The sequence below is a fragment of the Bacteroidota bacterium genome (genome assembly GCA_016718825.1).
Lineage (GTDB): Bacteria > Bacteroidota > Bacteroidia > J057 > JADKCL01 > JADKCL01.
This window is the reverse complement of record JADKCL010000002.1, coordinates 98,458-118,980: the sequence shown is the minus strand read 5'-3', so window position 1 is coordinate 118,980 and position 20,523 is coordinate 98,458. Positions and strand designations below refer to the sequence as shown.

At 49.6% G+C, this 20,523-nt stretch carries 25 protein-coding genes and 1 tRNA gene; 16 read left to right on the top strand and 10 right to left on the bottom strand.

Features of this window, described 5'->3' with window-relative positions; translation table 11 throughout:
• Window positions 1-2: 2 nt before the first annotated feature.
• A complete protein-coding gene (locus tag IPN95_02550) occupies window positions 3-416 on the top strand; it encodes a hypothetical protein (GenBank protein ID MBK9448299.1) in 414 nt (137 codons plus the stop codon).
• A 169-nt stretch (window positions 417-585) separates the two neighbouring features.
• Here the strand turns inward: IPN95_02550 and IPN95_02545 are convergent, their stop codons facing one another.
• On the bottom strand, window positions 586-1,749 hold the full coding sequence (locus IPN95_02545) for a glycosyltransferase family 4 protein (GenBank protein ID MBK9448298.1): 1,164 nt from the start codon (window positions 1,747-1,749) through the stop codon (window positions 586-588).
• Window positions 1,750-1,786: 37 nt separating this feature from the next.
• Here IPN95_02545 and IPN95_02540 point away from each other — a divergent pair, with 37 nt between their 5' ends.
• Both IPN95_02540 and IPN95_02535 read left to right on the top strand, forming a co-directional pair.
• Window positions 1,787-2,851: a ferredoxin--NADP reductase gene (locus tag IPN95_02540; GenBank protein ID MBK9448297.1), complete on the top strand. Its 1,065-nt coding sequence runs from the start codon at window positions 1,787-1,789 to the stop codon at window positions 2,849-2,851.
• Window positions 2,848-3,345: a YkgJ family cysteine cluster protein gene (locus tag IPN95_02535; protein ID MBK9448296.1), complete on the top strand. Its 498-nt coding sequence runs from the start codon at window positions 2,848-2,850 to the stop codon at window positions 3,343-3,345. Before IPN95_02540 ends, IPN95_02535 begins: the two co-directional genes overlap by 4 nt.
• A gap of 84 nt (window positions 3,346-3,429) precedes the next feature.
• On the opposite strand, the gene IPN95_02530 is transcribed toward IPN95_02535, so the two are convergent.
• Window positions 3,430-3,879 carry a hypothetical protein gene (locus IPN95_02530; GenBank protein MBK9448295.1) on the bottom strand — a complete coding sequence of 150 codons (450 nt, stop codon included), beginning with the start codon at window positions 3,877-3,879 and terminating at the stop codon, window positions 3,430-3,432.
• A gap of 272 nt (window positions 3,880-4,151) precedes the next feature.
• Window positions 4,152-4,228 (bottom strand) — tRNA-His (locus IPN95_02525).
• A gap of 187 nt (window positions 4,229-4,415) precedes the next feature.
• Between IPN95_02525 and IPN95_02520 the strand changes: the two genes are divergently transcribed.
• From IPN95_02520 to IPN95_02495, 6 genes are all read left to right on the top strand, one after another.
• Complete coding sequence (locus IPN95_02520) at window positions 4,416-4,988, top strand: AAA family ATPase (protein MBK9448294.1); 573 nt, start codon at window positions 4,416-4,418, stop codon at window positions 4,986-4,988.
• Between the two features lie 158 nt (window positions 4,989-5,146).
• A complete protein-coding gene (locus tag IPN95_02515) occupies window positions 5,147-5,725 on the top strand; it encodes a DnaJ domain-containing protein (protein MBK9448293.1) in 579 nt (192 codons plus the stop codon).
• Between the two features lies 1 nt (window position 5,726).
• Window positions 5,727-6,131, top strand: coding sequence for a DUF4258 domain-containing protein (locus IPN95_02510; protein MBK9448292.1), 405 nt, complete (start codon window positions 5,727-5,729; stop codon window positions 6,129-6,131).
• 60 nt (window positions 6,132-6,191) lie between these two features.
• Complete coding sequence (locus IPN95_02505; protein MBK9448291.1) at window positions 6,192-6,614, top strand: hypothetical protein; 423 nt, start codon at window positions 6,192-6,194, stop codon at window positions 6,612-6,614.
• Between the two features lie 667 nt (window positions 6,615-7,281).
• Complete coding sequence (locus IPN95_02500; GenBank protein ID MBK9448290.1) at window positions 7,282-7,818, top strand: hypothetical protein; 537 nt, start codon at window positions 7,282-7,284, stop codon at window positions 7,816-7,818.
• 2 nt (window positions 7,819-7,820) lie between these two features.
• On the top strand, window positions 7,821-8,210 hold the full coding sequence (locus IPN95_02495) for a hypothetical protein (protein ID MBK9448289.1): 390 nt from the start codon (window positions 7,821-7,823) through the stop codon (window positions 8,208-8,210).
• On the opposite strand, the gene IPN95_02490 is transcribed toward IPN95_02495, so the two are convergent.
• Complete coding sequence (locus tag IPN95_02490) at window positions 8,200-8,958, bottom strand: DUF481 domain-containing protein (GenBank protein ID MBK9448288.1); 759 nt, start codon at window positions 8,956-8,958, stop codon at window positions 8,200-8,202. The two genes, IPN95_02495 and IPN95_02490, sit on opposite strands and share 11 nt — an antisense overlap.
• Before the next feature lie 74 nt (window positions 8,959-9,032).
• Window positions 9,033-9,803 (bottom strand): tetratricopeptide repeat protein, encoded by a 771-nt coding sequence (locus tag IPN95_02485; protein MBK9448287.1) that lies wholly within the window; start codon window positions 9,801-9,803, stop codon window positions 9,033-9,035.
• 257 nt (window positions 9,804-10,060) lie between these two features.
• On the opposite strand from IPN95_02485, the gene IPN95_02480 reads away from it, so the two are divergent.
• A complete protein-coding gene (locus tag IPN95_02480; protein ID MBK9448286.1) occupies window positions 10,061-10,804 on the top strand; it encodes a glycosyltransferase family 2 protein in 744 nt (247 codons plus the stop codon).
• A 30-nt stretch (window positions 10,805-10,834) separates the two neighbouring features.
• Here the strand turns inward: IPN95_02480 and IPN95_02475 are convergent, their stop codons facing one another.
• The 3 genes from IPN95_02475 to IPN95_02465 form a co-directional block, all read right to left on the bottom strand.
• Window positions 10,835-11,260 (bottom strand): VOC family protein, encoded by a 426-nt coding sequence (locus tag IPN95_02475; GenBank protein ID MBK9448285.1) that lies wholly within the window; start codon window positions 11,258-11,260, stop codon window positions 10,835-10,837.
• A gap of 95 nt (window positions 11,261-11,355) precedes the next feature.
• Window positions 11,356-11,943 (bottom strand): hypothetical protein, encoded by a 588-nt coding sequence (locus IPN95_02470; GenBank protein ID MBK9448284.1) that lies wholly within the window; start codon window positions 11,941-11,943, stop codon window positions 11,356-11,358.
• Between the two features lie 93 nt (window positions 11,944-12,036).
• Window positions 12,037-13,041, bottom strand: coding sequence for an SMP-30/gluconolactonase/LRE family protein (locus IPN95_02465; protein ID MBK9448283.1), 1,005 nt, complete (start codon window positions 13,039-13,041; stop codon window positions 12,037-12,039).
• Window positions 13,042-13,182: 141 nt separating this feature from the next.
• On the opposite strand from IPN95_02465, the gene IPN95_02460 reads away from it, so the two are divergent.
• The 6 genes from IPN95_02460 to IPN95_02435 all read left to right on the top strand — a co-directional run bounded on the left by IPN95_02460 (window position 13,183) and on the right by IPN95_02435 (window position 19,469).
• Window positions 13,183-15,519: a TonB-dependent receptor plug domain-containing protein gene (locus IPN95_02460; GenBank protein ID MBK9448282.1), complete on the top strand. Its 2,337-nt coding sequence runs from the start codon at window positions 13,183-13,185 to the stop codon at window positions 15,517-15,519.
• Between the two features lie 14 nt (window positions 15,520-15,533).
• Complete coding sequence (locus IPN95_02455) at window positions 15,534-16,190, top strand: hypothetical protein (protein MBK9448281.1); 657 nt, start codon at window positions 15,534-15,536, stop codon at window positions 16,188-16,190.
• Window positions 16,187-16,840 (top strand): hypothetical protein, encoded by a 654-nt coding sequence (locus IPN95_02450; protein ID MBK9448280.1) that lies wholly within the window; start codon window positions 16,187-16,189, stop codon window positions 16,838-16,840. The genes IPN95_02455 and IPN95_02450 overlap by 4 nt, the downstream gene beginning before the upstream one ends.
• An 83-nt stretch (window positions 16,841-16,923) precedes the next feature.
• Window positions 16,924-17,574, top strand: coding sequence for a hypothetical protein (locus IPN95_02445; protein ID MBK9448279.1), 651 nt, complete (start codon window positions 16,924-16,926; stop codon window positions 17,572-17,574).
• Window positions 17,575-17,622: 48 nt separating this feature from the next.
• Entirely contained in the window at window positions 17,623-18,870 is a 1,248-nt protein-coding gene (locus tag IPN95_02440) for a glycosyltransferase family 1 protein (protein ID MBK9448278.1), read from the top strand.
• Window positions 18,867-19,469, top strand: coding sequence for a hypothetical protein (locus IPN95_02435; protein MBK9448277.1), 603 nt, complete (start codon window positions 18,867-18,869; stop codon window positions 19,467-19,469). Before IPN95_02440 ends, IPN95_02435 begins: the two co-directional genes overlap by 4 nt.
• A 5-nt stretch (window positions 19,470-19,474) precedes the next feature.
• Here IPN95_02435 and IPN95_02430 read toward each other — a convergent pair whose 3' ends face one another.
• Complete coding sequence (locus IPN95_02430) at window positions 19,475-19,699, bottom strand: hypothetical protein (protein MBK9448276.1); 225 nt, start codon at window positions 19,697-19,699, stop codon at window positions 19,475-19,477.
• Window positions 19,700-19,710: 11 nt separating this feature from the next.
• On the bottom strand, window positions 19,711-20,289 hold the full coding sequence (locus IPN95_02425; GenBank protein MBK9448275.1) for a hypothetical protein: 579 nt from the start codon (window positions 20,287-20,289) through the stop codon (window positions 19,711-19,713).
• Between the last annotated feature and the right edge of the window lie 234 nt (window positions 20,290-20,523).

Here is a 20,523-nt window from a genome sequence, read left to right as displayed (position 1 = left end):
GAATGGAAAACTCAAAATTGATGAAGTGGGCGGGCTCGGTGATTTTCATGAGTTTTGCACTGTTTAATGTGATTACGTTGCTCACATTCGCCAACAGCGACTATCCTTTCGGGCCGGAAGTTGCTGGACCCTACTCCATTTTTTCATCCCAAAAGTTCTTCATTGTATACCATATCTGGGGGATCGCCCTGGCCATCCTTTGCACGTTTACGATGTGGAAGGAGATTCGCATCCTCTTCATGATCAGTCTCTTACTGATGATGTTGGTGATGTTTTATCCTTATTTCACGGGGAGTCCCATGGAGAAGGCAAAAGGCAAAGCACAAGTCGAACGAGAGCAAGCACGGCAAGACAGCCTGAATCGCCTAATGTCTCCTCCTAAGTTGGATTCCGCAGGAATTGATACTGGCAAATAGGTGCCTGCGGGCATCTTCTGATCAAAATGTGTACCTGCGTTGAAAAAGGAGGTCAACCCGGTGCCGACTTGCTGATCCGAGAAACCAAATCCGCACCGCATTCGCTAGATTACCGTGGCTTGTTTGCAATCAGAAGCCCAATTCGTCGTCGAAGCGTAGGAATGGGCTTTCAATCTTCTACAATCTTCAGCTTTCCTTCTTCACCGCTAGCTGGATTGCCCAATCTACCCGCCCCGGCACAATCCAAAAGTCGCGTCATGTGATCCTCAAACAGCAACCCCTTGTGTTTTGCCAGTTCAGGGTCGATGTCGAATTCCGTTTCCAACGCCTTCAAAATGGCAGCTTTCCAATCCGCCACTTCAAACGTTTGAACGATGATTCCTTCTTTTGGACCGACAATCGCCTTTGCCCCGGTCATGCTGCTCACAATCACGGGCGTGTCACAGAGCAATGACTCGGTGACCACCTGACCAAATGAATCGTAGAGAGAAGCCAACAAGGTGAAATCACCTGCCGCATACAACTCTTCGGTTTCGCGCACAAAACCGATGTGCCGCACATTGGGTAGCCCCGATTCCTCCTTTTTTCCACCGGCTACCACAAGTTCGATCGGCAAATGCTGTAGGGAATCGAAGACTTGCATGAGAATTGGCAAGCCTTTGAGGCCATGGTTGGCCGAGATCAGCAAGAATGTGCGTTTTCCCTCAGCAAAGCCATGCTTTTTGCGGAATTCGGCTTTGCGTGCTTTCAATTCACGATGGAATCGCCTTCCATCGGTCGGCGGATACAGTATTTGAATTTTTGAGGGATCAACCTCGTGAAAGGCAAGCATTTGGTCGCGCAACATTTCCGAGGCGGGCAGCAACACGCCCGGTGCCTTGTAGGATCGACCATCCATCATGATTTGAAGGCGGTCATCAATACCTCTCGGTTTGCGTCCCATCGCTTGTAGGAAGCCAAGATGGTTTCCCGCGACGATCATCGCATCGTGACAAGTGGTGCGCCCCAACGAAATCCGCAAGTCAAATTGCTCGGAGGCAAAATAGCGGCAGAGGCGTTTGTCGTAAACCCAGGCGCGAAACATTTTGGGCAGCCACCGCAACCGAAACAACCTGATTTCCACCCCTTCGGGTATTTCCACAGTCGGGTCACGTTTCCATACACAGACGGTGACCTTGTGCCCCTGCGCTTGCAGATAACGCATGTAGGCAATCAGGCGCGACTCCAATCCGCCGCGGTACAACAATCTTGTATGAATAAGGGCAATGCGCACGAAATCCGAAGTAGAATAATCTTCTATATTTGCAGCCGCGTTGACTACTTCGTCTCGCATCCGCAATTCGGGAATAAAGCACTAGAAAAAGCCTCAGATGAGCAAGTTTGTACCGTTGAAAGTTCTGAAGGTGGTCAAGGAAACCGCCGATGCCAGCACCGTTTATTTCGCAAAGCCAAGTGATGGCAGTTTCAATTACAAAGCTGGACAGTACCTGACACTCAAGATGAATGTGGGCGGAGAATCGATCCGCAGGGCCTATTCGCTTTGCACCAGCCCCTATTCCGATACTGACATGGCGGTCACTGTGAAGCGTGTCGAGGGTGGTAAAGCCAGTAATTTTATCCACACCTCGCTGCAGGCCGGCGATGTCCTGGAGGTTTTTCCTCCAATGGGCAATTTTGCGATTGTTCCCAATCCCGCTACGGCGCGCCACCTCGTGTTGATCGGCGGCGGCAGTGGCATCACGCCGCTCATGTCGATCTTGAAGACGATCCTCGGCACCGAACCTCAAAGCAAGGTGAGTCTGATCTATGGCAACCGCGATGAGAATTCGATCATTTTCAAAAACGAGTTGGATAGGCTCTCTGAAGCACATCCGGACCGATTCAGGGTGATTCATATTCTGGCTCAACCATCTTCAAGTTGGATCGGGATGACAGGATTGCCCCTGCGACATGTGATTCTTGGCATCGTCCAAAACCTCATGAGCGCCGATAATTTGCCAAAATCCTATTGGATGTGTGGTCCGGTCCCGATGATGGATGAAGCACAAGCTGCATTCGGATTTTTGGGGATTGGCCGGGAAGTGATTCACCGCGAGGTGTTTACTGCAGCATTGCCTGAGGAGAATGCAGAAGCGAAGGCTGCAGCAGAGGCCAAACGTGGGGATTATACCATCACGGTGAGGCTCGATGGCGTGGAAAAGCAAGTTCTGGTCAAAAATACCCAGACAATTCTGGAGGCAGTGATTGGTGTTGGAATGGATCCGCCCTACGCTTGCCAAATGGGTGTTTGCTGCACTTGCCGCGCGCTATGCATTTCTGGCAAGGTGGAGATGGAGGAAGACGAAGGATTGAGCGATGCCGAAATGAAGGACGGCTTTGTACTTACCTGCCAAAGTCACCCCCTTACCTCCAACGTCGTCATCGAATACAAATGATCGACCTCCGGGCGGAGAAGGAAAAGGCCCAAAAGGCAAAGAAGGCGTACCACAAATTGCTCGATCGTCTCAAGCGGAATCCGCCGAGAGATTTGGATCAGCGCGTAATGGAGGCTGATGAAGCCGTTTTTGCAACGCTCGACTGCTTGGATTGCGCCAATTGCTGCAAATCCATCTCGCCGATCTTTACCTCCAAAGATGTCGAACGTCTCGCAGCACACGAAGGAATGAGTCCGGGCAGATTCATGGAAGTCTATCTCCGCATCGACGAAGACCAAGACATGGTCTTGAAAAGCAGTCCTTGCCCATTTTTGCTTCCCGACAACAAGTGCCGCGTCTATGAAGACCGCCCCAAGGCCTGCCGCGAGTATCCGCATACGGGACAGCGGAAATTCCATTCCCATATCGAAATCACGAAGAAAAACATCCTCTTCTGCCCTGCTGCATTTCGTGTAGTGGAAAAGCTGCAAGCGGTCTACGGTTTGAAGGAATAAGAAATGGGCCGAAGCCCATTTCCCGATTTTGCCATTCGTCGACTCGGACAAAAAAATCCAAGGGTGGTCGGTGTTTTTGTGCCATTAGCAGGCGAGGATCGGGGCATGTGCGTTGATTGCAGGTTGTGCCCCTACAATCACCACATTGTTTTCTGCCTGCATCTTGGCGGGCAGAAGTTCGAGGCCGACGTTGGTCAAATCAATATTGAGTATTCCTTGGTAACGGTATTTCCCGACACGGTTGAGCCTGGGCTTCCGTGCAAAAACCAACATTCCAAGCATGGCATCCACCGTGGCGTCACTGATGCGCCCCAATCCGATTTCCCGGATTCTTCCGAGGTAAACATTGGGTGCTGAATGGCTTAGGTCAAGTTGAGCGATGCAGGCAGGAATCAGTGCTGGCAAGTCTTCGCGGTACGCTTTTCCCAAAAAAACGAGTTCTCCGTTCATTTCAATGGCGAAAAAATGCGCGTAACGCTCGAGGGGCAGTTGGTTTGCATTTGCGCTGGTCCATTGGATGTTGTAGGTATTCATATCAAAATCTTAAAGTGTGAATGATCAAAATGACGCTGCAAAGAAAATTCGGATCGCAGCATGATCAATGGAAATATATTCGGTAAAGTAACCTCATCGGGTACCGTTTGTTCCGTAACTTTTGTTGCACACGAATGAATCTTCTGCGAGAATCATGGATTGCAGTGTATCAAACTATGTTTGTTGCTGGACAGATTCGGATGAAAGTAAATCCGGGCAGAAAGGGAGAAATGAAAAATCCCGCCTTGTGAGCGGGATTCTTTTTTTCGAAGTGGGGTGGATGATGGGGTTCGAACCCACGACCCTTGGTACCACAAACCAATGCTCTAACCAGCTGAGCTACAACCACCATTTCTAATGAGGAGACAAAGATAAGCCACTAGAACAAGAAAAAGCAACATTTTGAAGAAAAAAAGTTGAAAAATCCATGATTTAAAGGTCGGTTGTTGACAACTGCCAGACTATCAACCGCGCATCTTCAGAAAATTCCTTAATTTTACGGGCTAGCTGCTTTCAAGGCAGATTCAATAGCGTTTATGCAACCTAAAATCACAATCACGGGCGATCTTGGCAGCGGAAAATCTGTCGTGAGCAAACTGCTCCAAGACAAGCTCGGTTACGAAGTTTATTCCACAGGCAAAGTTCAACGCGAAATCGCGGCCCGTTATGGAATGACCACGCTGGAGCTGAATCAGTACGCACACACGCATCCTGAAATTGACGAGGAAATCGATTCGGCCTTTGCGAGCTTGAACCATCGCCCCGAAGGACTGATCGTCGATTCCCGCCTTGCTTGGCACTTTATGCCCAATTCCTTCAAAATCTACATGCGTGTACCCGTACACGTTGCTGCTGCGCGTATCATGGGCGACCCCACCCGCAAAGGCGAACGCTACGAAACAGAAGCTCAGGCGATTGCCGATATTTCTGCAAGAAAACGCAGTGAAAATGAACGTTTTCTCGCCAAATACAACTGCGACTGCGGCAATATGGCCAACTTCGACTATATCGCCGACACCGCAGACCGCAGCCCCGAGGCCGTTGCTGAAGGAATCCTGAATGCGTTCGAAGCGTGGAAGGAAAAGTTGAAAGTGAAAAGTGAAAAGTGAAAAGTGAAAAGTGAAAAGTGAAATGCATTGCTGAAAGGCAATCGCGTCAACGCTCAACTCTCCACTTTCAACTCTCAACTCCCAAAACAAACTTCTGACCCCTCAACTAAAAAGCGCTACTTGTTTTTCCAATTCCTTTTGCCGATTTTTAAAAAGGCATGTCTAGCACCTATTATGATATACTTGGGCTGAAGGCGACGGCAACGCAAGACGAGATCAAGCGTGCATATCGCAAAAAAGCCATGGAGTCGCATCCCGACGTAAATCCCAGCCCGGGAGCGTCAGATGCATTTGTTCAGGTCAATGAGGCGTATGCGATCTTAAGCGATGCCAACAAGCGCAAGGTCTACAACCAAAAATTGCGAGACCAAGCTGCACGCAGTGCCGGGCAAAATTATGCCCAAGCTACGCAGTCTGCCCAAAGCGCGCGCGATCAAGCCTATCAGCAGTGGGTACAGCAAGCCCGCGCACAAGCCAAGGCCGATGCAAGCAAGAATTACCAAGACTTCAAAAACAGCAAATTCGAACGGACGGAAGCCTCCGTGTTTCTCTATCTGCAATTTCTGATCGTCGGTGTTTTTATGATCCTGGCGAGTTTGATCCTCATGGCGCCATTTGCGGCGATGTTTTTCATTGACTGGAAAATGGTTTTCACAGGCTCGATACTCGTTCCGGTGGCATTCAGAATGTACGAAGAGGGTTGGAAAGGAATGAAAGCGGTCAAGGAATCGATCTGACATGGCAGGCACCCTCCAACGTCGTGGAAAATCTTGGTGGCAAGGCATTTTGCTGATTGTCATTCTTGCCTTTGCGATTTGGCGAATCGGCCGCGTGGCCATGAATCCCGGAGGAAGTTGCGAATTCACCGAACGCAAGCCACTCGATGAACTCGTGTACGTGGCGCATGCTCGTTGCCGCATGGAATGCAGGGACATCGACCGTGAATTGGTGGAAGACGTCTATTTGCATGGCGAATTGAACTGCAAAAAGAGTTCGGAATCCAAGGGAAATGCCCGCTGGGCCTTGGAAAAACGGGATGAAAGCGGTGATATCATCCGCATCATCGTGGAAGACGACGATGGCAAACATGTGATTGTGACCGCAATCCGGCTGGACAAACCCGACAAATGCACCTGTTCCTGAGTTGGCGGAGAACGGATTTTCGTTAACTTTCCTCCTTATCATTGAAATTGAATCACAACTATGAAAAGGCTACTGCTTTTTGCAACACTTGGATTTTTCGTTTTTGACATTGCCGGAGGCCCAACAGGTGGGGGATGCAACCGCTCGTCGCAAAAAAGTGCGACAGCAGGCAAGGTCGTCGGTGTCGTGACCTTCAGCGGACTCGGCTGTCAGCCGGGGCAACCTGATTTTAATGTGCCGCCTTGCACCGGTGCGTATCCAAATTACAAAGTTGAAGTGTACGAGGCTGCCGATGAAAAGCACCTCAAAACAACAGCCATGACGGATGCAAAGGGAAACTATTCAGTAGAATTGCCCAAGGGTGACTACGTGATCTTTACACAAAACGGCCCCAAGGACGACAATCTGAAGAAAAACAGCTTCACGGTCGCCGACAAAGGGACAGTAAGTCTCAATCTCAACGTGAGTACCGGAATTCAATAAGCTGAGCGATTGGTCGTTTGGAAGGCGGTTTGTCCTGTAAAAATTCAAAGCGCTTGGCGATGACGCAAAGCCATCGCCAAGCGCGAAGAATCAGGCTCCGACCTGACGGCCCATCATCACACGGGCAAGACGAACGATGACCTTGACAGAATAAACAAGCGCGAGGGAGATCAGAACCAAGGACATCAAAACTACTTTAACTTTCATCACTGTAAACTTTTCGGGTGGTGTTACTTTTCGAGTGCGAATTAAATACAATTCGATTCGGAAGTCAATGAAAAATCATAACTAAAGCTAAAATAGTTCATAATTCTCTGTATATCAATTTACTAAAACTATCAACATGGGCTATTTTTGATGTTGATAACCACAAAAATGATCTCCTCGCCAAACTTTACTAACGATTTTCAACGCACTTTTTGGTCAATTCTTACACCAAAACCACCTAAATCGATTTACCCTTGTCTCCGCTTTAGAACAGGGGGGTGTCTAACAAATTAGGCGAGTTGTGTGGTAGTTGTTAAGTGATTTAACAAGTCCAGAGAAGTGGGCGGTTGGCTATGGAGATGCTAGGTCGAATTGCATTTCCGCAAAATCCACGTCCAAAATCCTTGAATCCTACACTCCCGCTCCCTAGATTAGCGACTCTAATCTATTGAAACGGAATATGGGTATCGCACAACTTGGAATTGGCTCGCGCATCAGCCACAACAAATTTGGAAAAGGGGTCATCATCGGCATTCATGCAATGACGTACACGGTGATGTTCATCGAAGAAGGCGAAAAGGACCTGGCTAAAAATGATCAGGACATCATGATCATCGAGAAGATCGATCCGGACGAAGATGGCGTGAGTCTTTGGGATGTCGAACAAATGCTCATGCGCATCCTGCGCAAATGGAGCGACGTCACCGAACTCGTGCAAATCGGCGATCGCTGGCGCGGCGGGAACATGCTCCTGCAACCCAAAGATCCAGGACTTGCCGCCAAGGAAGTCCCCATCGAGCAATTTTTCCACAAGATCGTGATGCTACGCGACCGCCTGCGCGTCATGGAGCAAAAAATCAATGCCAGCAAAGGCCTTGACGATGGCGAAAAGGTGGATCTGCAACAGTACATCACCCGCATCTACGGGACCTTGACAACGTTCAATGTACTTTTCAAGCACAAGGAAGACAATTTCGTCGGCGACTCCACCAAATAGGCATGAAGGAAAATCCTCCTGCTGAACCGGCTCCGTTATGCCCGTTGTGCAACACCGCATTGGTTTGGCGACCGGTTTCCCCCTGCATGGAATGCGGTGGTGATCCACGCGAATTGCGCATGTTGGAGGACTTGGCCCATAGTTACAACGAGGTGCTCGTCTTCGGGGAATTTTCGCTTGTCCTTTGTGATTTCTGCCAGATTGATTTCGGCACCTACCCCTCCTACTTTTTCGGCTTGCCGAGGCATCAGCATTTGGGATTCAACGACTTGGTCTTCCAGCAAAAGATCGAACCCAAGCTCGCATTTGACTGGGTTTGCGACCATTGCGGGTATCGGAAGGGCTTTCTGGACTTCGTGAGTCAGTTAAGGGCTCGTTCACCTAGAACTTGAACGTCAGCCCATTCTGGAAGCTGTAAAACATCCGTGTGAGACCGTCTGGCGGACGCGAATCAAAATTGAGCTGGAAACTGGTTTTGAAACCGAGGTGCTTGGTAATGGCCGCGCGCAGGGAAGATTCGCTGCTCAACCTGAAATCCCTTGGCATCCGAATCAAAGGCTGAAAATAGGTGATACTTTCAAAGGTCAATTTTTTGTTCAGCCCGAAGCCCATACTTAAATACGCACTCACTCTGAAATCGCGGTTGTAGCGCAATCCGCCATCGACCTTTTCGAATTCATACATGCCCAAAACACCCATAAAAACGCGGTTTGAATCATTTTTTAGGAGCTGGAACCTCGGCCCCGCCCCTGCCAGAAACCGGAAATCCAATTTCCAAACCTGGTTGTACTGGGCCTGTACGAAAGCCTCAGGGATCAGGTACTTTCGCAGTTGATAGGCATAACGCACATGCTGAAAACCGCTGTTTTGGATCGAATTGCTGTCGACCTTCAAAAGGCTCAAGTCATTGAGCAACAGAAGCGTATGCCGCTTTTTATGGTACTGCGCATTGATCCGCGAATTTGTTTGCAGGATCGTACGTGTGTTTTTTGTCAGGCCAAAGCCAACGTCTACGGAACCGATCCAACCATCGGAGTCTTGGATCGTGCGCTTTTGCTCTGTGTTGATGACTTGTGCGGTCACGGGAACGCCAGCCAACAATGCTGCCCAAAACGTGAGAAGAACAACGAACTTCGTCATACTGCCGTCAAAAAAAGAGATTGGTTAACCCACCGAAGCGGACTAACCAATCAATGATACGTTTCAAAAAAGGATTACTTCATCGTTTGAAGCATCATTTTTGCTTCCTTCTGCACGTCAGGATCATCCTGCGTTACAGGGGCAAGCTTGATGAGTGCATTCAACAACTCCTTGGCCTTGGTGACATTTTTGATTTGATAATACGCCGTGGCCAAGTCATACATATAAAGGATGTAGTTGGGTTTGTAGCTCAGCGCGTTATTAAAGCAGCGAATTGCGTTTTCGTTGCTCGCACCCTCGGGCACACCGCCAAAAAGCAAGTTGGCAGCTGCTTTCTCCGCAAAGTTCAAGTTGGCAACTTTGATGTTCCAACGACCCAAGATGTCCCATGCACCTGCATGATTGGGATTGTACCGGATCGCTGCTTCAGCATACTTTTTGATATCCTTGGAGGCTGCAACGCGGCCTTTGGCATCCGAAATCAGCGCCATTCTGCCCATGGCAACGCCCATCACAAATTGGCCTTCGGCATCAGTTGGATTGGCAACCATGGCTTTTTCAGCGTAAGACTTCGCCTTGTTGAAGTATTCTTCCTTTTTGGCACGGTCAGCCTCGGTAAATCGGTTTCCTACACGCGAGTACATCAGACTGATCGAATGCAAAGCCTCATAATGACCTGGATCAAGCTTGAGAACCGCCTCGTACTTTGGAATCGCTGCCCCCTCATTGTTGGCATCCCGCAAACGCTGGGCGGCAGTCATCAATTCAAGAATTTGCGCATTTTTTTGGGCTTGGACGAAGCCAAATGCACCCAATAATAAAGCTATCAGCAAAAATTTCTTCATCGTTTTTGGATTTTGGATGGTAAAACTAATCAAATTTTAAAACGAATCTCATTTCAATCCGCGGAGATATTCACAGCCCTCGGCACCTGTTGCATAGAAATTGTACAATTTTCCGCGCAAGGATCCCGCGGAAAAGCCGAGGGACACAGGGTGCTTTGCATTTTTCGTGCCAGCTTGGCCTCCATGTTTTTCTTCTCTTTGGAAAATGGTGGTTGAAATCTGTAGTTTGCGGTTCATTCTGCGCTTTCAGAGGCCACATGTCCACAATCAGGCTCGATATCATATTGCCTTGCTACAATCCACCCAGCGGATGGGCTGCGGTTTTGCCACAAACAGTCCAGCATTTGGAGAAGGTTTTGGGGCCGGATGTAGAAGTGTGCTTGATCTTGGTCGACGATGGATCTAAGCGGGGAGTCGGAAGTCTTGAAATTGAAGGGCTTCACCAACAACTTACCCGGTTTCGCTATTTCTCCTACCATCCCAATCATGGGAAAGGCCATGCACTCAGGGCAGGCGTGGAGGCAAGCAAAGGTGACTTCCAAATCTATACAGACATTGACTTTCCCTATACAGATGCTTCGTTTTTGGCCATTTTCGATACCTTGGTCAGCGGAAAAGCCGATATCGCAGCCGGGATTCGTGATGCGGAATATTACACGCACGTACCTGCCGCTCGACGGTTCATTTCCAAAGTTTTAAGGTGGATGCTAAAAACCTTTCTGCGCATCAAGATTCAAGATACACAGTGTGGGCTCAAAGGTTTTAATGCGAAGGGGAAACAGCTTTTCCTTCAGACGCGGATTGACCGCTTTCTCTTCGATCTTGAGTTCATTTTCCTCGCCTCGAGTACTCCAGACCTGAAAATTGTACCTGTAGAGGTTGAATTGAAACCGGGGGTGGTTTTCTCAAAGGCAAGAATCGGCATTCTGCTGCGTGAATCGCTCAATTTTGCATCGATTTTTTGGCGTGGAATTCGGTTGCGTTTTCAATCCCGCGACTGATTCCGCCACCGCCCTCTTCCCACCATGTCTTCAAAACGAAGCCCTGAAAATATGCGAATCGTCCTTGAATGACTTGAATTCCAAGCAATTGCCACTGGGATCCTGAAAAAACATCGTTGCTTGCTCGCCAGGTTCTCCTGCAAAACGCAGGTAAGGCGCAATGATAAATTCGATTCCAAGATCGGTGAGGCGTTCGCTCAGCACATGCCAAGTATCCCAATCGAGGATGACGCCCCAATGCGAAACAGGTACATTTTTGCCATCCACGGGATTGCTCCGCTTCTCAGACTGGTTTTCCGGCACCAAATGGGCGCTGATCTGATGTCCATAAAAGTCAAAGTCGATCCAGAGATCTGCACTGCGCCCTACGCGACAGCCGAGGGTTTCGGTATAAAACTTACGGGTTGCGTCCAGGTCTTTGACCGGAAATGCAAGGTGAAATGGGCGAATCGACATTGTGAATCTATTTTTCTTCTTCGAATATCAACAATCCGTTTGAAAAACCAAGGGCTGGATCAGCAAGGAATGCCTTTGGCATTGCTTGCATCAAATTACTGCGAGGTAAACTCGCGCTTCACCGTGAGCCATCCCGGATACTCCAGCGGATGTTTGCCCACCATGATGGTCGGCTTCAGCTTCAAGGCCACCCGCGAAGGCCGGTCACTTTGGTCGGTCAACCCCATCCCAAAGTCCAGCAATTCGGTTTTGCCGAGGGTTTTCAGGACGCTTCTCAAGTTGGCACTCACGGTCAAAGGAATTGTCGCCACTCCCCCATTGGGTGCTACCTCGATACGATTGCCAACGATTCCGTTGAGGATGTCATACTGATCGATGACTGCGATCCATTCCATACGATTCATGGCTGCAAGCGACTTATTGGGGTTTTTTACCTCCAAATTGATCGTCATCGCCAAAGGAAGATTGCCGGATGCCAAAGCAGCGCCGACCTTGGTGGCATCGGTGAGCTTCAAATCTGCAAATCGGCGAACGGTCTGAATGTTGACGCCGGCAAGGGTAATCCCCTTCACCGTTCCGATCCGGAACTGACACTTTGTGAGATTCTTCAACTCACGCATCGACTTGCAACCGCCTAGCGTGACCGCAATGAGCAAAAGGGCGATGAAATAGCGATTCTTCATAACGAATGGGATTTCGAGTAAATTCAGATTCCTTTGAAAGGCAAAATTCAGTCCATTTTTGGTGAATTGCACTCCTATTTCTCCACAACCGGTTTACTTTTGGACCTCAACGATCCAGTTTTCAAACACTTGGCTCACGAACAATCGGTCCTTGAACATCAAGGCTGTGGATCCGCCAGAAATCGTTTTACCCTTGTCGCCATAGACAGCAATCGGTTTCATATTTCCCGGCTGAATGCGGTAAACAGTTGTGGGACTGCGCTTTTTTGCATTTTTAGCGTGTGCAAGAAATTTCAAAAGGCGCAAATGGCAGGCTACCAGCAGGTCGTCCCCATCCCAGCGCAAATTGTCGGGTCCTTTGACCTTTGCGATCCTGGTTTTGTCACCCAAAGTCCCGTCTGTGTTGACTTTGAATCTGTAAATAGCATTTTCAACGGTGGCAGCCACGTACACGTAGCCGTTGCGTTGCGTGATGCCATTGCCGTAGGCAATACCTTTGTAAGCCACTTCATCGCTGCGATCCGGGCGGAAATGGATGATTTCGGCGACTTTTTTCTTGAAGAGGGACTCAGCGTTGTCTCCGCGTTTGAGATGGTCGTTGGTCACATACAAATCCCCGCTTGGCATCGCAGCAACGCCATTTGGGGACGTGAGCATTCCCGAATGGAAATTTTGCACCCAAAGTAAATCGTTGCCATCTACTTGAAAATCAGCGATCCAGTGGTGGCCGGCAGTGTCGTCGTGGCAGACGACAAATAGATGCAACCGCTCCCCAATTTGCTGCAAATCAATGCCGTGTGGCCGGAATGCCAATCCGTGAGGGTATTCTTTCATTCGTAGGGTATCCACTTTTCCTGTCGCCGGATCATAGCTGCAAATGGCGCCAAACTGCGAATGAACGCCATGGCGGCGATCATCGCAGGAAATCAAAATGCGTGGACGATCGCCGAAATCATCCAAAATCAAATCTTCGGTTCCCGGGCCGACGGCAATTTGTTTCCCGCCATTGAGCGGTCCTTTTGGAATGGAAACACAGCCTGTCGCGCCGACGGCGGCCAGGACAATCAGCAGGAACAGTTTTTGTCGAATCGGATTCACGGACATCAATTTTGCTGGCAATTTAGCGTTATTGGTGATCCAAAGCGCATTAACTTCCAGCAAACGCGTGCTTTCGCAATAGGATCAAAACTACGCTGCATGGAAGTTGCACCCCAAATTCATTCTCATTATTTTGGTCGAATGAAGAACGGCCTCCTGACACTTTTCCTTTCGCTTTTCTTTGTTTGCTCGACCATGGCGCAAAATGGGCAGGGATTTGTATTGACCGGGACCGTCCACAGCGAAGATCCGAATGAGCCCATTGCGTTTGCGAAAGTCGTGTCAGCCAATGGGCATGAAGGTGCCTACGCCGACGAAAACGGCCGATTCAGCTTGAAAATGAAGGAAATTCCCGAATTTGTGCTGATCTCGGCGATAGGCTATTACGAAGACACCCTCTACCGGCTGCAAAAAATTTGGCCCAAGGGCAAGAACCAATTTGAGTACCATTCCGTGCTTCGGGAGATCGAATATATCGGAGGTCCCGTCCCGATCACCGTCGAAATCGAAGAGGACATCCGCGGAATGAACAAAATCTCCGAATCCGAGACGCGGCGAGGCGACAATTCCTCTATTGAACAGGGCTTGAATCTTGTGCCCGGCGTCAAATTTGAATCGCGCGGGCCGGGAGGAAGTCGGCGCTTGGCGATTCGGGGCGGCTTTCTCCGTTCCCCTTTTGGTGTGCGCGACGTGAAGGCGTATTTAGCGGGCACACCTTTGACCAATCCTGACGGTTCTACTGCATTGGAATTGATCGACCCGGTTGCCATCGGGAAAATGGAGATTTTGAAAGGCCCTTGGGCAAGCCGGTACGGTCCGGTGTCGTCAGGCGTTGCGCTGCTTTCCTTCGAAGATCGTCCCCAAATCGGTCTCCGAGGAGGGCTGCTTAGCCAATCCGTCGGTTCCTACGGTTATCTTCGATCGGCGCTGCAAGTGGGCTGGATGAGCGAGCACAACACCAATGAGAACGTCACCTTGACGTTGGTGAGGCAATCTTACGCGGGCTACCGCGCACAGGAGGCCAATCAGAAAATTCTTGCTCAAATTTCAGGGAATAAAGTCGCTGGAAGGCACTTTTTGCAGGGAAATGCAACCTATTATCAAGGTTTCTGGGAATTGCCGGGTTCGCTGGACAGTGCCGAGGCTGCTTCCAATCCCAGGCAGGCACTACCCGTAAGCGAGGCTGGTGATGCGCATGTTGAGAGACGCCACCTGAGGCTCGCAGGCGCGCATTCGACCAATCTCGGAAAATGGACTCGGATCAGCACCAACGCCTATTTTCATTGGACCGACAAGCAAAATCCCTTTGCGACCAGCGTTTTCAATCAAGGCTACAAAGTCGAGCAAGACAATAGTTTCGGTGGTCGAATCGAATTGAGGACCTACAAAAATTTCGATTTCCAATGGCAATTCGGGACAGAATACCAAGTTGGATTCCTTGATTACCAGCAGTTTGAAAACGTACTCGGGAATCCGGGAATACTGAATACGGACTCCAAAACACGTTCGACACAAGCCCATGTTTTCGCGGCATTGGAGCACCGCTTGTCTTCCAAGATGCAACTCCTTTCGGATGTGAGCCTCAGCAAAGTGGCCTATTTGCAATCTGAAGCATGGTCCTCCATCGAAACCATTCCGCTAGGCAAAACGAAATTGGCTCCAACGCCGGCGGTCAGTTTCACTTGGAAATGGCGAGATGCTCCGAATTACTTCAGAAAGTCGATTGCGGTGCGATTGGCTACGGGTTATTCGCCGCCAGCACTCTGGGAAATGACGGACTCGCTCGGGCAATTCCAAACCGATCTGCTCCCAGAATATGGTCTGAATGGAGAAGTCAAAGGATTGTTCAGGTTTTTCCAACGCAAGGCAGTTGCAGAAATCAGCCTCTACCACCATACCATTTGGAATACGATCGTGCCCCAAACATTGAACAGCGGCCGAACCGTCTTTGAAAACAATGGCCGCACCACACAAATCGGACTGGAAATGTTTGCTTCGGCTCCGAAAATCAAACTTTCAAGGACATCGGATGCGCATGTGTTGGCTTTGACGGCATCGGGGGCTTTTCAGTATTTCAGATTCAATGACTATGCATTGGATGGCGTTTCTTTTGCTGGAAAGGCGATCCCAGGGGTGCCAACTTTCACCGCCAATTTTCAAGCGGATTGGCTGATCAAGCAGTCGACAGAAATCCAATTTACCCAACAATTGGTCGGCAAATCTTGGCTGAACAACGCCAACACGGTGGCGCAACCCAGTTATATGCTGCTCAATCTGAAAGCTTCCCATACTTTTAGAATTCGGCAATACAAAACAAAACCAGTTGGAACTGCCGTTACCCTTTCGCCATTCGTTGGCGTGAACAACCTGCTCAACACGCGGTATACGAACTTTCCCAATCTCAATGCCGTCAACGGTCGCTTCTGGAACCCGGCGCCGGGAATCAATGCATTTGGGGGCATAGATTGTAGATTCTAAATTCCTGATAACCCATGAAACAAATATTCCTTGCCCCCTCCAAGTATGGCGCCGATCTGGTCCAGGAATGGTTGCAGGAAGAAGGCATCGAATCGGAAGTCGTCTACGCAACAGACCCCACCCACGATCCGGAACGCCGAACAACGGGTTACTACGCCATTTTTTGTCACGACGCCGATCATGACGCTGCTGTTGCTGTTTTGGACCACCTCGAACTGTGGAGTCCGCCAATTGGCGTGCATGAACGAATTGCTTTATTGCCCGAACTTGACGACGAGGACCTTCTCAATACATTCGTTGAAGAATTTCATCGCAATCCAGCCGTCTCGATTGCGGCAGAAATGGAACTGGAGCGCCGAGGAAACAAACCTTCTCAATCCACTGTGGACCGATTGTTTCACACCGCGAACGAACAGCAGGAATGGGAGAATACACCGATTCAAGAAAGTATTCGGCATTATTTGTCGATCGTGTTGATTCCGTTTTGGGGATTGATCTTGGGTACGCTATTGCTTGTTGCACCCGATCACCCTGAATTCAGCCCAAAACGTTGGTTCAAAAACGCTAATGCCCATGGCGGCGCGGTTGGAACCATATTCGGCGGTCTAATTTGGCTCATGCTTGTTTTCACTTTTGCCGTCAATATTTACTGGCGCATTCAAAGAAAATGACGCATACCGAAGAATTTGAGGAGGTATTTTCTACCGATTCCAAAACGGAAGCGTTTGCGGCGCTTAACCTATTGGTGAAAAATGCGGTGACAGCGGCCATTTCCCAAGTTGATGTTTCCGAGGACAATCCGACAATCCTGTATTTGGTAATTTGCCCTAATGACCAGGCAGATAGAGCGATTTTCCTGCTTCAGCAAGCCCTCGAGGACGAACTTTCTGGCATCGAACATGCAGTTTTTGACCGCTTGGACATTGTAGCCTCCATGGACGACGACGAGTTGCTGCGAACTTTGGTGGAACTGATCGAGGAAGATCCCGAATTGGCGCAGGCCTGCAAAGAGGAACTGCAGAACCGCAACAAATTGCCGGTTGCGAGCGTGGTTGAAATGCTGCAATTCAAGTTTCGGAGTCAGCCGAAAGTTGCAGAACTGCCTTGGTTCACACGTCCCGTCCTGTTGGTGGCCTGCATTGCACTCCCACCGCTGGGGCTGTTGATGGCGCTTGATATCGTAACCGCCAAAAGCGTTGCGCCAGATGGTTCACGTCATCCAGGGTATGTCGCGAATGTGCGACAAACAGCCGGTGTCGGCATTTTGCTATCCTTGATCTCAACCTCGATTCTTGTTTACATTACCATGAAAGGCTATTGAATCTGTTTTCATGCAATGCAATTCCTCGTCAAATTACCTTAACTTGCTACCATTCAAGGAAATCACAAATAAAACAAGACAACATGAAAGAACTCTTTTCCAGTCCCGTTCCCGAAGATATTGAACCACTCGTGGCCATTCTTCAAGCAAATGACATCGCGTTCGAAATCGAAACCGCTGGCACCGATTACAATCCCAACTTCACATTTGCCCGTCCAACAAATGCGGTCAAACTGATGGTTTCCGAGGCGGATTATCCTGCTGCCAATACCCTGCTGATTGAATATGGCCTGATTGCCGATGTCAACGTCGATGATGCCTACCGTGAAATGCTCGGCGGGCTGGAAAACGATGAATTGCTCGAAATCGCCGTCAATTACCGCGAATATCTTCCGGATCAAGTCGAAATGGCCAAGAAGCTGCTCGCTGAACGTGGAATCGCGCTTCCGAAGGAGAAAATCGAGGAGGAACGTGCAGAAATGCTTTCAAAACAACGCAAACCTATCGAAATCAAGAACTTCGGAATGATCCTTTGGGTCTTATTTTCCATTGTAGGTGCACCGATCGCAAGTGTATTTTCCATTGCCGTGCTCACACTCAAGGGGAAGGACATCGATGGAAATTCCTATCCATTGTATGGAAAGCAAGAGAAACTGCTCGCGAAGGGGCTGTTGTTCATCTCCTTAAGCATCAGCATCGGCCTGTTCGTGAGGAGTTACTACTTTCAGAATTGATCGATTGCACTTTGTGGCTGAATCAATCGAGGCCTATCTTTGCCGCCGATGAAAATTGCGATTTGCACGGTTGGCAGTACGGGCGACATTCAGCCCTATCTCGCACTTGCAGTGAGCCTCCGCGAGGCCGGTCATTCGCTGAAAATTGTGAGCCATCCCTTTCATCAGCAACGCTTTGAGCAATTCGGCTTCGAATTTGCCCCTTGCGGCCCGATCGTAACACAACAGGAGCTCAACGAGATGCTCGACAAGATGCTTGCGATGCGCAATCCGCTGAAACAACTGGAATTGCTCATGCTCGAGGCCTTTTTTGCAGACGGCGAAAGCTATTTTCATTCGGCGAAGGCAGCTTTGATGGGTTGCGACCTCGCCATTTGCCACATGGTGGACTTTTTGGGAAGCGAAGCTGCCGCACAGCTTGGCATTCCCCGCATCGGCGGGATTCTTGCGCCTGCCGGCATTCCCACGGCATTTGGGGCACCGCCGCATTTGCCCAATCTCGGAAAATGGCTGAATCCACTTTGGTGGAAGGCCATGGCCAAAGTCCTTCAAAGCATCGACCGGAAGGCTGCCAGTTTTCTGACACGCGTCGGCGGACCCTCCATCAAGCCGAAAATGTACCACGTGCTTGCCCCCGAGCTCAACCTGCTTGCCTGTTCCCCTACCCTAGGTCCCACTTTCAGTGACCTTCCAGCAAAGATTGAGGTAATGGGACCTTGGATATTGAAGGAGAATGCATTCACCCCGAAAAATGATTTAAAACAGTTTCTCGAAAACCATCCCAAACCCGTCATTGTGAGCTTTGGTTCGATGGGCGGAACGAAAGGGCCGGAATTGACCGGAACGGTATTGGCGGCGTTGAAGCTCAGTGGTCATCCAGCTGTGATCCAAAGCGGGTACAGTGGCTTGTTTGCGGCTGAGGCTCCCGAAAATGTCTTTTTTGCGGATTTCGTGCCGCATGAATGGCTCTTCGCACGCGCGGGCGCGGTGGTGCATCACGCGGGTGCGGGCACAACCACGGCCGTCGCCCGCGCAGGTGTTCCCCACGTGCCCGTGGTGTTTATCGCGGATCAGCCCTATTTCGCCGCGAACCTTCGCCGGCTGGGCATCAGCACCAAGATGCTTTGGTACCATCGGATGCGCCCGGAAAACCTTGCAAAACGGCTCGATGAGGCGATGCATTCGAAGGAAATGCAAGAAAAAGCCAAAAGCCTGCAACCCACGATCCTCGCGGAGGAAGGCAATGCACGTTCGGTCGCGCGAATCGAAAAATTCATGCGAGATTTGAAGCTATGAAATGGGTGATCATCGGTACGATTGTCTTTCTCACGGCCTATTCGATCCGCAAGTTTTGGCAGGAGCGCAAGAAAATGGCTGCCGAGGAAGAAGCGGACAAAAAAGTCACCCTCGAGGATTTCACTGAAATGCCGATGTTGGAACGCGATTACCTCCTGCGCTACTTGCAAATATTTGCCAAAGCCTTGGCTGAGGCGGTTTTCCAGCGCAAAAACAACGAATTGGAAGAAGCATTGAAGACCATTCAGGAGGCATTTGCAGAAGACCGGGAAGCGAAGGCCTTGGTGGACCTTCCGCTAGACCAATTCCTCAACGCCATTGACCACAAGCAGGATTTTGATGCACAGAAGTGGTCGATGGCCGCCGAATTGCTGTTTGAGCGTGCGGAAATCCTGATTCAGCAGCAGAAAAATGAAGCGGCACTATCGGATCGTATCAAGGCGATGCACCTGGCACTGGAAGTGTTGTTGACAGATCCAGAAACCTTCCGCCTGTCTACCAATGACCTTGTGAAGGATTTGCAAAAAGTGGTTCAATTGAGCGAGTTGCCCGACAGTACCTTGGCGCTGTTGGTCGAATTTGAAGGCTCGATGAACTGAATGGCCTACTTTTTCTTCGTCGAACGGGGTTTGAGCAGCAAAAGTCCCATGACTCCAGCGATGGTGAGGCTCACCAATCCTATTCCGAGCATGTTTACCGCATTCGTCAAGATCCCAAAAATCATCGCAGTCAATCCGCTAAGCGTAAGCAAAATAACCAATCCGAATGCAACTTCTGCTCGAAGTCCGATTTTTACTTTTGGGCGGTTGACGGGGGATTGATTTTCCACGAGAATGCGTTTTATTGTTTGCGCTTGCGTTGTAACATCCAGTACTTGTCATCGACTTCGCCGTCCCCATCCATGTCCATGGTCGAGGACAATTCGACCTCATCGCCGCTAAATTTCAGCAAAAATGTCGTTTCCGGCACAGAAAGCATGGGCTCCTTGATGGCAAGGGTATCTCCTTTCAATTGCCAAGTCCCTTCTTGCCGCACGGTATCCCGCGCTTGTCTGCCTTCAAAATCGACGAGAGACACATACATCGAAACATAGCGATGATCAGCAAAATAGGTCATTTGCGGAGCCGTACGGGACATTCTCGTCTCCCATTCGCCTTCACTGACGGTGATCGTTCGGGACCTTTGCGACCTTCCCTCCGTTTGGAATGTCAATTGTGTAGCAACGCCTGTCCAGTCGCCAATCAATGCTTGTTGAAGATCAGGTTTGGCCGACTTTGGATTGGCGCAACGGCTCAAGGACAGGAAAATCATGAGAAAAACCAGCAAGCCAGCCTTGCGAATCGTCAAATGCCCGTAGGATCGCGCAAAATGCCCGCCACGGATTCTTGGAATGCGAAGATGAAAGCCTCCCCTTTTCATGCCACAAAATTAGAAATTCCAACGACCTTTCCGACTAATGGTGACTTCAAGTTTTCCATGCACTTTGCTGAATTTTCGCGGAAAACTTATAAATTGGTGGGGTAAGAATTCAAAGAATCAATTCGGAAACATGAGGCATTTTTGGTCACGACTTTTCATTCTCCCTTGCTGCTTGTTGTTTTCAAGCCTTTTATTCGCCCAATCCTACTCAGACGGCCCCATACAACTGCAGGC

What these genes read in the sequence shown, in the direction of transcription:
- IPN95_02520 (MBK9448294.1), top strand. Translation starts at nt 4,416, where the DNA reads ATGCAACCTAAAATCACAATCACGGGCGATCTTGGCAGCGGAAAATCT.
- IPN95_02495 (MBK9448289.1), top strand. Translation starts at nt 7,821, where the DNA reads ATGAAGGAAAATCCTCCTGCTGAACCGGCTCCGTTATGCCCGTTGTGC.
- IPN95_02505 (MBK9448291.1), top strand. Translation starts at nt 6,192, where the DNA reads ATGAAAAGGCTACTGCTTTTTGCAACACTTGGATTTTTCGTTTTTGAC.
- IPN95_02485 (MBK9448287.1), bottom strand. Translation starts at nt 9,803, where the DNA reads ATGAAGAAATTTTTGCTGATAGCTTTATTATTGGGTGCATTTGGCTTC.
- IPN95_02455 (MBK9448281.1), top strand. Translation starts at nt 15,534, where the DNA reads ATGAAACAAATATTCCTTGCCCCCTCCAAGTATGGCGCCGATCTGGTC.
- IPN95_02530 (MBK9448295.1), bottom strand. Translation starts at nt 3,879, where the DNA reads ATGAATACCTACAACATCCAATGGACCAGCGCAAATGCAAACCAACTG.
- IPN95_02450 (MBK9448280.1), top strand. Translation starts at nt 16,187, where the DNA reads ATGACGCATACCGAAGAATTTGAGGAGGTATTTTCTACCGATTCCAAA.
- IPN95_02515 (MBK9448293.1), top strand. Translation starts at nt 5,147, where the DNA reads ATGTCTAGCACCTATTATGATATACTTGGGCTGAAGGCGACGGCAACG.
- IPN95_02435 (MBK9448277.1), top strand. Translation starts at nt 18,867, where the DNA reads ATGAAATGGGTGATCATCGGTACGATTGTCTTTCTCACGGCCTATTCG.
- IPN95_02500 (MBK9448290.1), top strand. Translation starts at nt 7,282, where the DNA reads ATGGGTATCGCACAACTTGGAATTGGCTCGCGCATCAGCCACAACAAA.
- IPN95_02445 (MBK9448279.1), top strand. Translation starts at nt 16,924, where the DNA reads ATGAAAGAACTCTTTTCCAGTCCCGTTCCCGAAGATATTGAACCACTC.
- IPN95_02470 (MBK9448284.1), bottom strand. Translation starts at nt 11,943, where the DNA reads ATGAAGAATCGCTATTTCATCGCCCTTTTGCTCATTGCGGTCACGCTA.
- IPN95_02440 (MBK9448278.1), top strand. Translation starts at nt 17,623, where the DNA reads ATGAAAATTGCGATTTGCACGGTTGGCAGTACGGGCGACATTCAGCCC.
- IPN95_02425 (MBK9448275.1), bottom strand. Translation starts at nt 20,289, where the DNA reads ATGAAAAGGGGAGGCTTTCATCTTCGCATTCCAAGAATCCGTGGCGGG.
- IPN95_02460 (MBK9448282.1), top strand. Translation starts at nt 13,183, where the DNA reads ATGAAGAACGGCCTCCTGACACTTTTCCTTTCGCTTTTCTTTGTTTGC.
- IPN95_02540 (MBK9448297.1), top strand. Translation starts at nt 1,787, where the DNA reads ATGAGCAAGTTTGTACCGTTGAAAGTTCTGAAGGTGGTCAAGGAAACC.
- IPN95_02535 (MBK9448296.1), top strand. Translation starts at nt 2,848, where the DNA reads ATGATCGACCTCCGGGCGGAGAAGGAAAAGGCCCAAAAGGCAAAGAAG.
- IPN95_02475 (MBK9448285.1), bottom strand. Translation starts at nt 11,260, where the DNA reads ATGTCGATTCGCCCATTTCACCTTGCATTTCCGGTCAAAGACCTGGAC.
- IPN95_02550 (MBK9448299.1), top strand. Translation starts at nt 3, where the DNA reads ATGGAAAACTCAAAATTGATGAAGTGGGCGGGCTCGGTGATTTTCATG.
- IPN95_02510 (MBK9448292.1), top strand. Translation starts at nt 5,727, where the DNA reads ATGGCAGGCACCCTCCAACGTCGTGGAAAATCTTGGTGGCAAGGCATT.
- IPN95_02480 (MBK9448286.1), top strand. Translation starts at nt 10,061, where the DNA reads ATGTCCACAATCAGGCTCGATATCATATTGCCTTGCTACAATCCACCC.
- IPN95_02490 (MBK9448288.1), bottom strand. Translation starts at nt 8,958, where the DNA reads ATGACGAAGTTCGTTGTTCTTCTCACGTTTTGGGCAGCATTGTTGGCT.
- IPN95_02545 (MBK9448298.1), bottom strand. Translation starts at nt 1,749, where the DNA reads ATGCGAGACGAAGTAGTCAACGCGGCTGCAAATATAGAAGATTATTCT.